General features: G+C 72.8%; 9 protein-coding genes and 1 riboswitch. Of the genes, 6 read left to right on the plus strand and 3 right to left on the minus strand.

The window, feature by feature from the left end; all coding sequences use genetic code 11:
- Positions 1-37: 37 nt before the first annotated feature.
- A complete protein-coding gene (locus ABZ898_RS14220) occupies positions 38-979 on the minus strand; it encodes a sucrase ferredoxin (RefSeq protein WP_361657310.1) in 942 nt (313 codons plus the stop codon).
- Positions 980-1,100: 121 nt separating this feature from the next.
- Between ABZ898_RS14220 and ABZ898_RS14225 the strand changes: the two genes are divergently transcribed.
- Complete coding sequence (locus ABZ898_RS14225; RefSeq protein ID WP_361657313.1) at positions 1,101-2,162, plus strand: GTP-binding protein; 1,062 nt, start codon at positions 1,101-1,103, stop codon at positions 2,160-2,162.
- 22 nt (positions 2,163-2,184) lie between these two features.
- Here ABZ898_RS14225 and ABZ898_RS14230 read toward each other — a convergent pair whose 3' ends face one another.
- The gene (locus ABZ898_RS14230) at positions 2,185-4,638 is read right to left on the minus strand and encodes a DNA topoisomerase IV subunit A (RefSeq protein WP_361657316.1); all 2,454 of its coding nucleotides are present in this window, start codon (positions 4,636-4,638) and stop codon (positions 2,185-2,187) included.
- 310 nt (positions 4,639-4,948) lie between these two features.
- Between ABZ898_RS14230 and ABZ898_RS14235 the strand changes: the two genes are divergently transcribed.
- The 4 genes from ABZ898_RS14235 (at position 4,949) to ABZ898_RS14250 (ending at position 9,744) form a co-directional block, all read left to right on the plus strand.
- A complete protein-coding gene (locus ABZ898_RS14235; RefSeq protein ID WP_361657319.1) occupies positions 4,949-6,343 on the plus strand; it encodes a pitrilysin family protein in 1,395 nt (464 codons plus the stop codon).
- A complete protein-coding gene (locus tag ABZ898_RS14240) occupies positions 6,340-7,728 on the plus strand; it encodes a pitrilysin family protein (protein WP_361657322.1) in 1,389 nt (462 codons plus the stop codon). Before ABZ898_RS14235 ends, ABZ898_RS14240 begins: the two co-directional genes overlap by 4 nt.
- 232 nt (positions 7,729-7,960) lie before the next feature.
- Positions 7,961-8,114, plus strand: a riboswitch (cyclic di-AMP (ydaO/yuaA leader).
- 13 nt (positions 8,115-8,127) lie between these two features.
- Positions 8,128-8,871, plus strand: coding sequence for a M23 family metallopeptidase (locus ABZ898_RS14245; RefSeq protein WP_361657325.1), 744 nt, complete (start codon positions 8,128-8,130; stop codon positions 8,869-8,871).
- 189 nt (positions 8,872-9,060) lie between these two features.
- Positions 9,061-9,744: a GntR family transcriptional regulator gene (locus ABZ898_RS14250; protein ID WP_361657328.1), complete on the plus strand. Its 684-nt coding sequence runs from the start codon at positions 9,061-9,063 to the stop codon at positions 9,742-9,744.
- A gap of 174 nt (positions 9,745-9,918) precedes the next feature.
- Here ABZ898_RS14250 and ABZ898_RS14255 read toward each other — a convergent pair whose 3' ends face one another.
- Positions 9,919-10,200, minus strand: coding sequence for an HPr family phosphocarrier protein (locus ABZ898_RS14255; RefSeq protein WP_361657331.1), 282 nt, complete (start codon positions 10,198-10,200; stop codon positions 9,919-9,921).
- 177 nt (positions 10,201-10,377) lie between these two features.
- Here ABZ898_RS14255 and ABZ898_RS14260 point away from each other — a divergent pair, with 177 nt between their 5' ends.
- Positions 10,378-13,179: a GNAT family N-acetyltransferase gene (locus tag ABZ898_RS14260; protein WP_361657334.1), complete on the plus strand. Its 2,802-nt coding sequence runs from the start codon at positions 10,378-10,380 to the stop codon at positions 13,177-13,179.
- Positions 13,180-13,240: the final 61 nt, after the last annotated feature.

A 13,240-nucleotide genomic window follows, 5' to 3' on the forward strand; every position in this document is an offset into this window, starting at 1 on the left:
GCGCAGACGGTACGCGTCCTGTCGGCCGAGGCGGCGGTCAGCCCGCCAGAGCAGCCGCGTGCAGGGCCTCCACGCCCACCACGTCCATCCGCGCGGGGGTGCCCAGCACCTCCACCCCGCAGCTCTCCGGGCGCGGCGGTAGCGCGGCGGTCTGGGCCACGGTCACCCGCCAGCCCCGGCCGTCGGCATGAGCGACGGTGACCTCCCAGCGGGGCGCGGCCCCCTCGGTCCGTACGACGTGCAGGGCGTCCGCCGCGTACTCGGCGTACGCCGTCCGTACGGCCAGCTCGGCGGCCTGGCCCGGGCGGTCCCAGGCGGAACGGCCACGGCAGTCCTCCAGCAGGACCTGTCCGTCCTGGGCGCGGTGCAGGGCCTCCTTGACCGTGTGCGCCTCGGCGCGGGCGTACGCGTAGCCGTGCGGCAGCACGAGCACCGTGGGGGCGAAGCGATGACCACCCAGATGGGTGACCTCCCAGACGCCCTGCACGTCCGACGCGGTCAGTTCGGCGGCGAGCGGGCGGCCCAGCAGGGCGCAGCAGCGGTCGCGCTTGCCGTTGGTGCACACGAGCGCCAGCGGGTCGCCGGTGTGCGGCCGCCCGCCGAGCACCGACGCGAAGGACCGGGGGTCGCCGGCGCCCAGCGCGGCGAAGTCCAGGCCGAGCAAACGCTGTGGCTCAAGGGTGGTGGTGCCGTACAGCCACACGTTTCCGGGAACCGTGTGGGCGACGTACACCTGCCGTACGGGCGCGGTGCCCGGGTCGGCGTGCCTGCCGGGGCGCCGGATCAGCGCCACCCGTACCCCGGTGTCCGCGGCCGCCGCCTCCAGGGCGCGGCCCAGCGCGGGGTCCAGATGGCTCGCGGTCAGCGCTTTGGCGCCCCAGGGGCCCGGCTGTTCCAGCAGCAGCCACGTCGTCGCCGTGGCCGCCGTGCCGGAAACGGGCTCGTCGAGGTTCCGGGAGACGGTCGCACACCTACTCACGAAGGTGAGCCTAACCTGAGCCGGAGGCGGGTCGCTCCCCGGCCCGCGCGCGGCCGTGGGCCGGCCGTGAACTCGTATCCTGGCCCGGTCCCAGTCCGGCCGCCGGGAAAGGTGCCCCTCGTTGGCGAACAGTCGTGGTCCGCAGATTCCCGTCGTCGTGCTGGCCGGGTTCCTGGGGTCCGGGAAGACCACGTTGCTCAATCATCTGCTGCACCGCAGCGGGGGCAGCCGGATCGGCGCCGTCGTCAACGACTTCGGGTCCATCGAGATCGACGCGATGGCCGTCGCGGGCGCGCTCGGGGACTCGACCGTCTCGCTCGGCAACGGCTGCCTGTGCTGCGCGGTCGACGCGAGTGAGCTCGACACCTATCTGGCCAGGCTCGCCGCCCCGGGCGCCGGGATCGACGTCATCGTCATCGAGGCCAGCGGGCTCGCCGAGCCGCAGGAACTGGTGCGGATGGTGCTGGCGAGCGAGCAGCCGGAGATCGTCTACGGGGGCCTCGTCGAGGTCGTGGACGCCGCCGAGTTCGACGAGACCCGCGCCCGGCACCCCGAGATCGACCGGCACCTCGCCCTCGCCGACGTCGTCGTGGTCAACAAGCTCGACCGGGCGCCGGACGCCGACCGCGTCCTCGCCCTGGTCAGCACGCTCACCGACGGCGCGGCCGTGCTGCCCGCCACCTACGGCCGCATCGACCCGGAGTTCCTCTTCGACTGCCGCCCCAGCGAGGAGCGCGTCGGCCAGCTGTCCTTCGACGACCTGCACGGCCACGGGGAGCACGAGGAGCACTCCGGGCATCTGCACTCCGGCTACGACACCCTGTCCTCCGTCTCCGACGTGCCCATGGACCCCCGCGCCCTGATGGGCTTCCTGGACAGCAGGCCAGAGGGGCTGTACCGGATCAAGGGGTACGTGGACTTCGGCGCCCACGACCCGGGCAACCGGTACGCCGTGCACGCGGTGGGCCGCTTCCTGCGCTTCCGGCCGGAGCCCTGGCCGCCCGGCGCCGAGCGCCTCACCCAGCTCGTCCTGATCGGCGCCGGCATCGACGCGGACGCCCTCGCCAAGGAGCTGGACGCCTGCCGTAGCGGTCAGGGCGACGGCGCCGCGACCGACGAGCAGGCCATGTGGGGCGTCCTGCGCTACGTGCCGGGCTCCGAGGAAGAGCCCGGCACACCGTAGAGACCGCTACAACCCGAACCCGCTAGAGCACCGGCCCCGCCACCACCGACACCGTCTTCTGCAGCGAGGTGCCCGAGCCGTCCCGGCGCGGGTCCAGCTCCGGCAGCTCGACCGGCAGACCGGTCTTCTGCGCCGCCCGGGCCGGGACGGGGCCCGCCCAGGCCAGGGCCAGGCAGTCCTCGCCCTTCAGGAAGCGCTGGCAGCGCACACCGCCGGTGGCCCGGCCCTTGCGCGGATACTGGTCGAACGGGGTCAGCTTGGCCGTGGTCTGCACCGAGTCGTCCAGCGTGCCGCGCGAGCCCGCCACCGTGAACACCACCGCGTCGGCGGCCGGATCGACCGCCGTGAACGAGATCACCTTCGCGCCCTCGCCGAGCTTGATGCCCGCCACTCCGCCCGCCGGGCGGCCCTGCTGGCGCACCTGGCCCGCCTGGTAGCGCAGCAGCTGGGCGTCGTCGGTGATGAACACCAGGTCCTCCTCGCCGGTGCGCAGTTCCACCGCGCCGACGATCCGGTCGCCCTCCTTGAGGGTGATGACCTCCAACTCGTCCTTGTTGGACGGGTAGTCGGGCAGCACGCGCTTGACCACGCCCTGTTCGGTACCGATCGCCAGGCCGGGCGAGGACTCGTCCAGTGTGGTCAGGCAGACCACCGTCTCGTCGTCCTCCAGGGACACGAACTCCGCCAGCGGTGCCCCTCCGGAGAGGTTGGGCGCGCTCGCGGTGTCCGGCAGCTGGGGCAGGTCGACCACGTTGACGCGCAGCAGCCGGCCGGCGGAGGTCACCGCGCCGATCTCGCCGCGCGCGGTCGCCGGGACCGAGGAGACGATCACGTCGTGCTTGACCCGCCCGCCGTCCTGCGGCATCGGCTCGCCCCCGCTCGTACGGGCCAGCAGGGCCGTCGAGGACAGCAGCACCCGGCACGGGTCGTCGGCGACCTGGAGCGGCACCGTGGCCACCTGGGAGGCCGCGGACTCCAGCAGGACAGTGCGCCGGTCGGAGCCGAACTGCTTGGCCACGGCGGCCAGTTCGGTCGAGACCAGCTTGCGCAGCTCCGCGTCCGACTCCAGGATGCGGGTCAGCTCCTCGATCTCCTTCTCCAGCCGGTCCTTCTCCGCCTCCAGCTCGATCCGGTCGTACTTGGTGAGGCGGCGCAGCGGGGTGTCGAGGATGTACTGCGTCTGGATGTCGCTCAGGCCGTAGCGCTCCATCAGGCGCTCCTTGGCCTGCGCGGAGTTCTCGCTGGACCGGATGACCCGGATGACCTCGTCGATGTCGACCAGCGCGGTCAGCAGGCCCTCGACCAGGTGGAGCCGGTCGCGGCGCTTGGTCCGGCGGAACTCGCTGCGCCGGCGCACGACCTCGAAGCGGTGGTCGAGGTAGACCTCCAGCAGCTCCTTCAGGCCCAGCGTGAGCGGCTGGCCGTCCACCAGCGCCACGTTGTTGATTCCGAAGGACTCCTCCATGGGCGTCAGCTTGTAGAGCTGCTCCAGGATCGCCTCGGGCACGAAGCCGTTCTTGATCTCGATGACCAGGCGCAGGCCGTGCTCGCGGTCGGTGAGGTCCTTGACGTCCGCGATGCCCTGGACCTTCTTCGCGTTGACCAGGTCCTTGATCTTCGCGATGACCTTCTCCGGGCCGACCGCGAAGGGCAGTTCGGTGACGACCAGGCCCTTGCGGCGGGCGGTCACCGCCTCGATGGCGACCGTGGCGCGCATCTTGAAGGAGCCCCGGCCGTTCGCGTACGCGTCCCGGATGCCGTCCAGGCCGACGATGCGGCCGCCGGTGGGCAGGTCGGGGCCCGGGACGTGCCGCATCAGGGCGTCCAGGTCCGCGTTCGGGTGCTTGATCAGGTGGCGGGCGGCCGCGATGACCTCGCGCAGGTTGTGCGGCGGCATGTTCGTCGCCATGCCGACCGCGATGCCGGAGGAGCCGTTGACCAGCAGGTTCGGGAACGCGGCGGGCAGCGCGACCGGTTCCTTCTCCTGGCCGTCGTAGTTCGGCGCGAAGTCGACGGTGTCCTCGTCGATGGACTCCGTCATCAGGCTCGCGGCCGCGGCCATCCGGCACTCGGTGTACCGCATCGCGGCCGGCGGGTCGTCGTTGCCCAGCGAGCCGAAGTTGCCGTGTCCGTCGACCAGCGGCACGCGCATCGAGAAGGGCTGCGCCATGCGCACCAGCGCGTCGTAGATGGACGCGTCGCCGTGCGGGTGGAGCTTGCCCATGACCTCGCCGACCACGCGCGCGCACTTCACGTAGGCGCGCTCGGGGCGCAGGCCCATCTCGTTCATCTGGTAGACGATGCGGCGGTGCACCGGCTTCAGGCCGTCACGGGCGTCCGGCAGGGCGCGCGAGTAGATGACCGAGTACGCGTATTCGAGGTAGGAGCCACGCATCTCGTCCACGACGTCGATGTCGAGGATCTTCTCCTCGTACGCGTCGTCGGGCGGCGGGGTCTTCGTGCTGCGGCGGGCCATCGCTGCCGGCTCCTTGCTCAAGATCGGGACGGATCGGACGCGGACCATTGTGGACCGGGGCACTGACAACACGGGCCGCGACCCGTGTCCGCGCGGGTCCGCCCCGTGCTCGGCGGCCATGCGTTCCGCCGCCGTACGCCGGCCGGGGACCGCGCTCGCCATGAGCACGCCTGACGCAGGCTAGTCGATCCGCTGTGGGCGTACGTCGGCCGGGAACTCCGCCGGGCCCTCGCACGCTTTGCATACAGTGGCAGGAACGGCAGGAAAACAGCGGTTTCTTTCGACCGCCTCCGCTTGCGAAGGGACGTACATGCCCATGGGTCACACGACCACCGCCCAGGCAGGCTCCGGGGGCCTGACAGCGACCGAGCACCGCCTGGCCAACGGTCTGCGCGTGGTGCTCTCCGAGGACCACCTGACCCCGGTGGCCGCGGTATGCCTCTGGTACGACGTCGGCTCCCGGCACGAGGTCGCGGGCCGCACCGGTCTCGCGCACCTCTTCGAGCACCTGATGTTCCAGGGCTCCGGGCAGGTCAAGGGCAACGGCCACTTCGAGCTGGTCCAGGGCGCCGGCGGCTCGCTGAACGGCACCACCAGCTTCGAACGCACCAACTACTTCGAGACGATGCCCGCCCACCAGCTCGAACTCGCCCTGTGGCTCGAGGCCGACCGCATGGGCTCCCTGCTGGCCGCGCTGGACGACGAGTCGATGGAGAACCAGCGCGACGTCGTCAAGAACGAGCGCCGCCAGCGCTACGACAACGTCCCCTACGGCACCGCCTTCGAGAAGCTGACCGCCATGGTCTACCCCGAGGGCCACCCCTACCACCACACCCCGATCGGCTCCATGGCCGACCTGGACGCGGCCACGCTGGAGGACGCCCGCGCGTTCTTCCGCACCTACTACGCGCCCAACAACGCGGTGCTCTCCGTGGTCGGCGACATCGACCCCGAGCAGACGCTGGCCTGGATCGAGAAGTACTTCGGCTCCATCCCCGGCCACGACGGCAAGTCCGCCCCGCGCGACGGCTCGCTGCCCGAGGTCATCGGCGACGAACTGCGCGAGGTCGTCGTCGAGGAGGTCCCGGCGCGCGCCCTGATGGCCGCCTACCGGCTCCCGGAGGACGGCACGCGCGCGTCCGACGCGGCCGACCTCGCCCTCACCGTCCTCGGCGGCGGCGAGTCCTCCCGCATCTACAACCGCCTGGTGCGCCGCGACCGTACGGCCGTCGCCGCCGGCTTCGGGCTGCTCCGCCTCGCCGGCGCGCCCTCGCTCGGCTGGCTGGACGTGAAGACCTCCGGCGACGTCGAGGTCCCGGTCATCGAGGCCGCCATCGACGAGGAGCTGGCCCGCTTCGCCGAGGAGGGCCCCACCCCCGAGGAGATGGAGCGCGCGCAGGCCCAGTTGGAGCGCGAGTGGCTGGACCGGCTCGGCACGGTCGCGGGCCGCGCCGACGAACTGTGCCGGTACGCCGTCCTGTTCGGCGACCCGCAGCTCGCCCTGACCGCGGTGCAGCGCGTCCTGGAGGTGACCCCGGAGGAGGTCCGCGAGGTCGCGGCGGCCCGCCTGCGCCCGGACAACCGCGCGGTGCTCGTCTACGAACCCAAGTCCCCGGAGGCGGTCGAGGACATCGACCTGCCCGACGACCCGGAGCACGAGGCCACCGTAGAGGCCGGCAACGACGACGAGGAGACGGCCAAGTGACCGAGCTCGCCCCCATGGAGTTCCACCCCCAGCCGCAGGCGGGCGAGGCCAAGCCGTGGGCCTTCCCGGCCCCCGAGCGCGCCACGCTGGACAACGGCCTGACCGTGCTGCGCTGCCACCGCCCCGGCCAGCAGGTCGTCGCCGTCGAGGTCCTGCTCGACGCCCCGCTGGACGCCGAACCGGCCGGTCTCGACGGCGTCGCCACCCTCATGGCGCGCGCCTTCTCCGAGGGCACCGACAAGGACTCCGCCGAGGAGTTCGCCGCCGAGCTGGAGCGCGCCGGCGCCACGCTGGACGCGCACGCCGACCACCCCGGCGTCCGGCTCAGCCTGGAGGTGCCCGCCTCCCGCCTGGAGAAGGGCCTCAACCTGCTCGCGGACGCCCTGCGCGCCCCCGCCTTCGCGGAGAGCGAGATCGAGCGCCTGGTCCGCAACCGCCTGGACGAGATCCCGCACGAGCTGGCCAGCCCGGCCCGGCGCGCGGCCAAGGAGCTGGCCAAGGAGCTGTTCCCGGCCTCCGCGCGCATGTCCCGGCCGCGCCAGGGCACCGAGGAGACCGTCGAGAAGATCGACGCCGCCGCCGTGCGCGGCTTCTACGACCGCCACGTGCGGCCCGCCACCGCCACCGCGGTCGTCGTCGGCGACCTCACCGGCATCGACCTCGACGCGCTGCTCGCCGACACCCTGGGCGCCTGGACCGGCACGCCCGGCCAGGCCCGCCCCGTGCCGCCGGTGACCGCCGACGACACCGGCCGTGTGGTCATCGTGGACCGGCCCGGCGCCGTGCAGACCCAGCTGCTGATCGGCCGGATCGGCTCCGACCGGCACGACCGGGTGTGGCCCGCCCAGGTGCTCGGCACGTACTGCCTCGGCGGCACCCTCACCTCCCGCCTGGACCGCGTCCTGCGCGAGGAGAAGGGGTACACCTACGGCGTGCGCTCCTTCGGGCAGGTGCTGCGCTCCGCGCCCGACGGCACCGGCGCCTCGATGCTCGCCATCAGCGGCTCCGTGGACACCCCCAACACCGGCCCCGCGCTCGCGGACCTGTGGACGGTGCTGCACACCCTGGCCGCCGAGGGCCTCACCGACGCCGAGCGGGACGTGGCGGTGCAGAACCTCGTCGGCGTGGCGCCGCTGAAGTACGAGACGGCCGCGGCCGTCGCCGGCACGCTGGCCGACCAGGTCGAGCAGCACCTGCCGGACGACTTCCAGGCGGAGCTGTACCGCACGCTCGCCGCCACCGGCACCGTGGAGGCCACGGCCGCCGTGGTCAACGCCTTCCCGGCCGACCGGCTGGTCACGGTCCTGGTCGGCGACGCCGCCCGGATCAAGGAGCCCGTCGAGGCGCTCGGCATCGGCGAGGTCAAGGTGGTCTCCGCCGAGTAGCGCGAGATGCCGCACGCGTGTGGGCCCTGACGGCGCATGAGCCGTCGGGGCCCACACGCGTGTTCGGGACTCTCCTCGAACACCGGTCGGCAAATGTCCGGATTGGGACGGAGGTCACCGCTCTGGCATGTGGGATGCGCTACAAAAGCCCGGACTCGTTTGAAGATCCGCTCCGGTCCCCTTTAGCTTCTTCCGGGCTGTTCGTCAGGCAGTGCGCCGCGTCCGCGGCACCGGACAGCCATCGCCGAGTCCCCCGCAGGGGGAGCCGGGGACCCACCGCAGTCCCTGGGGTGAATCGGACGCCCGCGCGTGAAGCGAGGGCGGCCGTAGGAGACCTTCCTGCTCCGAACCCGTCAGCTAACCCGGTAGGCGAGAAGGAAGGAAAGGACCAGCCAGCTCATGGCGTTCATGTGCGCCGCCGGGAAGCACCGCAAGCCCGGCCGGGTCAAGCGCACCACCGCTGCCGCGGCCGGTGTGGCGGCCCTCACCACCGGTGTCGTCGGCACCCTGGCGGCCTCCCCGGCACTCGCCGCGGACAACTCCGTCGAGGACTCCGGCCTCACCCCTGTCATCACCGTCAGCGACACCCTCGGCGACGAGATCGCCGCGCAGGCCACCGCCCAGAAGGCGGCCGCCGAGCGCAAGGCCGCCGAGGAGGCCGCGGAGCGCGCCGCCGCCGAGCGCGCCCGCGAGGCCAAGGAGCGCGCCGCCCGCAAGGCGGAGCGCGAGCGCCTCAACTCCTTCGTCATGCCGGTCACCGGCTCCTACGTCTCCACCGCCTACAAGTCCGGCGGCACCCTGTGGTCGTCGGGTTCGCACACCGGCATCGACTTCCACGCCGCCAGCGGCACGACGGTCCACGCGGCCGGTGCCGGGACCGTGGTCTCCACCGGGTGGGGCGGCGCGTACGGCAACGAGATCGTCATCAAGATGGCCGACGGCGTGTACACCCAGTACGGCCACCTGTCGTCCATCGGGGTGAGCGTGGGCCAGAAGGTCGTCCCCGGCCAGCGGATCGGCCTGTCCGGCGCGACCGGCAACGTCACCGGCCCGCACCTGCACTTCGAGGCCCGCACGAGCCCCGAGTACGGCTCCGACATCGACCCCGTCGCGTACCTCCGCAAGCACGGCGTGAACGTCTGACCCGAGTTCTCCGAAAGCCCCGGCCCCCAGGCCGGGGCTTTCGTCGTTTCCGGCACCCTTTCCCCGGGCCGGTGTCCAAAAAATAGCCATGGATTCCGGTCCGCCGTCGGAAATTCCGTCGCATTGCAATAGAGTCACGGAAGAAGCGCTGTCGTCGGCGTTGCACGGGGATTAAGGCGGAGGTGGGGCATGCGTATTCCGGCGCACTCGGTGTGCACGGCGATCCGGGACGACATCGTCGCCGGGGTCCACGAGCGCGGCAGCCGGCTCACCGAAGAGGTCCTCGCCCGCCGCTACGGCGTCTCCCGCGTCCCCGTCCGCGAGGCGCTGCGCACGCTGGAGGCGGAGGGCTTCGTCGTGACCCGTCGGCACGCGGGCGCCTGCGTGGCCGAGCCCAGTGAGCAGGAGGCCGCCGACCTGCTGGAGATGCGCCTGCTGCTGGAGCCCCTGGGGGCCGCGCGGGCCGCCCAGCGGCGCACCGAGGCCCATCTGAAGGTGCTGCGCGGCCTGGTCAGGCTGGGGCAGGAGCGGGCGCGGCTCGGGAACAGCGACGACCTGCGCGCACTGGACGGCTGGTTCCACGAGACGCTCGCCCAGGCGAGCGGCAGCCACGCGCTGACCTCGGCGCTCACCCAGCTCCGCCACAAGATCGCCTGGATGTACACCGTGGACGGCCCGGTCAGCCCGCCGGAGTCCTGGGCGGAGCACGGCGCCATCGCGGACGCGGTGGCGCGCGGTGACGGCGAGCGCGCGCGGGCGCTCACGGCGCTGCACACCGAGCGCGCGACCCTCGCGCACCGGCTGCGCACCACGGGCGGCGACCGCGCCCGGCACGCGCAACATGCTGTAAACACAGCGGGACTCCGGAATTAACACGGACGCTGTATACAAAGAGGGATATTCGCTTGCCGGGCAATTGTGCTGCCCTTTTCCGGTGCGCCGTGAATCACCGTGGGCGTGATTTTCGTGATGCCTGAATTCTTGGCCCGGAAAACGCGGAAGCCGCGCCGTCCCGAACGGGGCGACGCGGCTTCCGCCGAAGAACTGTCAGACCGTCTCGGGCAGCTCGTCCAGGCCCTCGGCGACCAGCTTGGCCAGGCGGTCCAGCGCGGCCTCCGCGCCGTCGGCGTCGGAGGCGAGGAGGATCTCCTCGCCACCCTGGGCGCCAAGGCCCAGGACGGCCAGCATCGAGCCGGCGTTGACGGGGGTGCCGCCGGACTTGGCGATCGTGACCGGGACGCCTGTGGCCGTGGCGGCTCGGACGAAGATGGAAGCGGGGCGGGCGTGGAGGCCCTCGGCCCAGCCGACGTTGACGCGGCGCTCAGCCATGTGATGCAGCCCTTCAGTCTCTCAGGTTGTCTAGACCAGTTTCCCACACCGGTGAACGTGTCCGGAGCGGCGTTCCGCCCCTTCCGGACCGGCCGTCGGACCGCGGCCTCGGCCCGACTTCCGTGTCCCGCGCACCGCCTCACGCCGTCCGTCGGCGCGAGCCGTACCCTGGGCCCCATGCAGACCCCGGCGGACCGGCAGGACCGGCACGAGTACCCCGCCCACTGGGAGGCGGACGTGGTGCTGCGCGACGGCGGGACCGCGCGCATCCGGCCCATCACCGCCGACGACGCCGACCGTCTCGTCAGCTTCTACGAGCAGGTGTCCGACGAGTCGAAGTACTACCGCTTCTTCGCGCCGTACCCCCGGCTCTCCGCCAAGGACGTGCACCGCTTCACGCACCACGACTTCGTGGACCGGGTGGGGCTCGCCGCCACCGTGGGCGGCGAGTTCATCGCCACCGTACGCTACGACCGCATCGGCGCCGACGGCATGGCGGCCTCCGCCCCCGCCGACGAGGCCGAGGTCGCCTTCCTGGTGCAGGACGCCCACCAGGGGCGGGGTGTCGCCTCCGCGCTGCTGGAGCACATCGCCGCCGTCGCCCGCGAACGCGGCATCCGCCGCTTCGCCGCCGAGGTGCTGCCCGCCAACAACAAGATGATCAAGGTGTTCACGGACGCCGGGTACACCCAGAAGCGCAGCTTCGAGGACGGCGTCGTCCGGCTGGAGTTCGGGCTCGAACCCACCGACCGCTCCATGGCCGTGCAGTTGGCGCGCGAGCAGCGAGCCGAGGCCCATTCCGTGCGGCGGCTGCTGGCCCCCGGCGCCGTCGCCGTCATCGGCGTCGGCCGGGCACCCGGCGGCGTCGGACGCAGCGTCCTCGGCAACATCGGGAGCGGCGGGTACGCGGGCCCGCTGTACGCCGTCAACAACGCCTTCCCGGCGGACCTCCACGAGGTCGACGGGGTCCCCGCCCACCGCTCGGTCCGCGAGATCGAGGGCCCGGTGGACGTGGCCGTGGTCGCCGTACCGGCCGCGGCGGTGCCCGGTGTGGTCGCCGAGTGCGGTGAACACGGCGTGCAGGGACTCGTCGTGCTGTCCGCCGGATACGCCGAGAGCGGCCCCGAGGGACGGGAACGGCAGCGGGCCCTGGTACGGCAGGCCCGCGCCTACGGCATGCGGATCATCGGCCCGAACGCCTTCGGCGTCATCAACACCGCCGAGGACGTGCGGCTCAACGCCTCGCTCGCCCCCGAGATGCCCCGGCCGGGCCGCATCGGGATGTTCGCCCAGTCCGGCGCCATCGGCATAGCCCTCCTCTCCCGGCTGCACCGGCGCGGGGGAGGGGTCACCGGGGTCACCGGCATCTCCACCTTCGTCTCCTCCGGCAACCGAGCCGACGTCTCCGGCAACGACCTCCTGCAGTACTGGTTCGACGACCCCGACACCGACGTCGTCCTCATGTACCTGGAGTCCATCGGCAACCCCCGCAAGTTCACCCGGCTCGCCCGGCGCACCGCCGCCGCCAAGCCGCTCGTCGTGGTGCAGGGCGCGGGCTCCGCACCGCAGGGCCACGCGGTCCGGGCCACCCAGCTCCCGCACGCCACCGTGTCCGCGCTGCTGCGGCAGGCCGGGGTGATCCGCGTGGACACCATCACCGAACTGGTCGACGCCGGGCTGCTGCTGGCCCGCCAGCCCCTCCCGGCCGGCCCGCGCGTCACCATCCTCGGCAACTCCGAGTCCCTCGGCATCCTCACCTATGACCGCTGCCTCGCGGAGGGGCTGCGGCCCTCCCGCCCGCTGGACCTGACCACCGGCGCCACCGCCGCCGACTTCCACCGGGCCCTCGCCCACGCCCTCGCCGACGACACCTGCGACGCCGTCGTGGTCACCGCCATCCCCGCCATCGGGGAGGGCTCCCCGGACGACGCAGAGCTGGCCGAGGCGCTGCGCTCGGCGGCCGCCGCCGTGCCGGGCAAGCCGGTGCTGGTCGTCCATGTCGAGCTGGGCGGCCTGGCCGAGGCCCTGTCCGCCGCCACCAGCACCCACCCGCACGCGGGCACGCCCGTACTGCCGCCCGTACCGGTGCCGGACGACGCCCCCGAGGAGGACGCCCCGCGCCTGATCCCGGCCTACCCCGCCGCCGAGCGCGCCGTCCGCGCGCTGGCCGAGGCCGTCCGGTACGGGCAGTGGCGCCGGGAGGCCGCCGAGCCCGGCAAGGTGCCCGAGTACGACGACGTCGACGAGCGCAAGGCCGCCGAGATCATCGCCGGGCTGCTGGAGCGCGGCGAAGGGCTGGCCGTCGGCCCCGAGGACACCCGCGAGCTGCTCGCCACGTACGGCATCCACGTCCGCCCGGCGCTCCCCGCGCCCACCCCGGACGCCGCCGCCTCCGCGGCCCGCTGCCTCGGCTACCCGGTCGCCCTCAAGGCCACCGCACCCCACCTGCGGCACCGCGCCGACCTCGGCGGGGTCCGGCTCGACCTCGCCGACGAGGAGCAACTGCGGCGGGCGTACGCCGAATTGACCGAGCTGTTCGGGCCGCCCGGGCAACTGCGCCCGGTGGTGCAGGCCATGGCACCCAGGGGCGTGGACACCGTCGTACGGTCGGTCATCGACCCGGCGGCCGGTGCCGTGCTGTCCTTCGGGCTGGCCGGGGCCGCCTCCCAGCTCCTCGGTGACATGGCGCACCGGCTGGTCCCCGTCACCGACCGCGACGCCACCTCCCTGATCCGCTCCATCCGCACCGCCCCCCTCCTCTTCGGCTGGCGCGGCTCCACCCCCGTGGACACCCCCGCGCTGGAGGAGCTGCTGCTGCGGGTCTCCCGCCTGGTCGACGACCACCCCGAGGTGGTGGCCATCACCCTGGAACCGGTCGTCGTCGCCCAGCACGGCCTCACCGTCCTCGACGCCACGATCCGCCTGGCACCCCCACCGGCCCGCAACGACCTGGGACCACGCACGCTGCCGACGTACTGAGCAGCTACCGCTGTGCCGGACGGAGAGGTTTTGCTGTACGGGGTGTCGTACCCCTGCGAGC

The organism is Streptomyces sp. NPDC046860, assembly GCF_040645115.1.
Lineage (GTDB): Bacteria > Actinomycetota > Actinomycetes > Streptomycetales > Streptomycetaceae > Streptomyces.

What these genes read in the sequence shown, in the direction of transcription:
- ABZ898_RS14230 (WP_361657316.1), bottom strand. Translation starts at nt 4,638, where the DNA reads ATGGCCCGCCGCAGCACGAAGACCCCGCCGCCCGACGACGCGTACGAG.
- ABZ898_RS14235 (WP_361657319.1), top strand. Translation starts at nt 4,949, where the DNA reads ATGCCCATGGGTCACACGACCACCGCCCAGGCAGGCTCCGGGGGCCTG.
- ABZ898_RS14245 (WP_361657325.1), top strand. Translation starts at nt 8,128, where the DNA reads ATGGCGTTCATGTGCGCCGCCGGGAAGCACCGCAAGCCCGGCCGGGTC.
- ABZ898_RS14250 (WP_361657328.1), top strand. Translation starts at nt 9,061, where the DNA reads ATGCGTATTCCGGCGCACTCGGTGTGCACGGCGATCCGGGACGACATC.
- ABZ898_RS14255 (WP_361657331.1), bottom strand. Translation starts at nt 10,200, where the DNA reads ATGGCTGAGCGCCGCGTCAACGTCGGCTGGGCCGAGGGCCTCCACGCC.
- ABZ898_RS14260 (WP_361657334.1), top strand. Translation starts at nt 10,378, where the DNA reads ATGCAGACCCCGGCGGACCGGCAGGACCGGCACGAGTACCCCGCCCAC.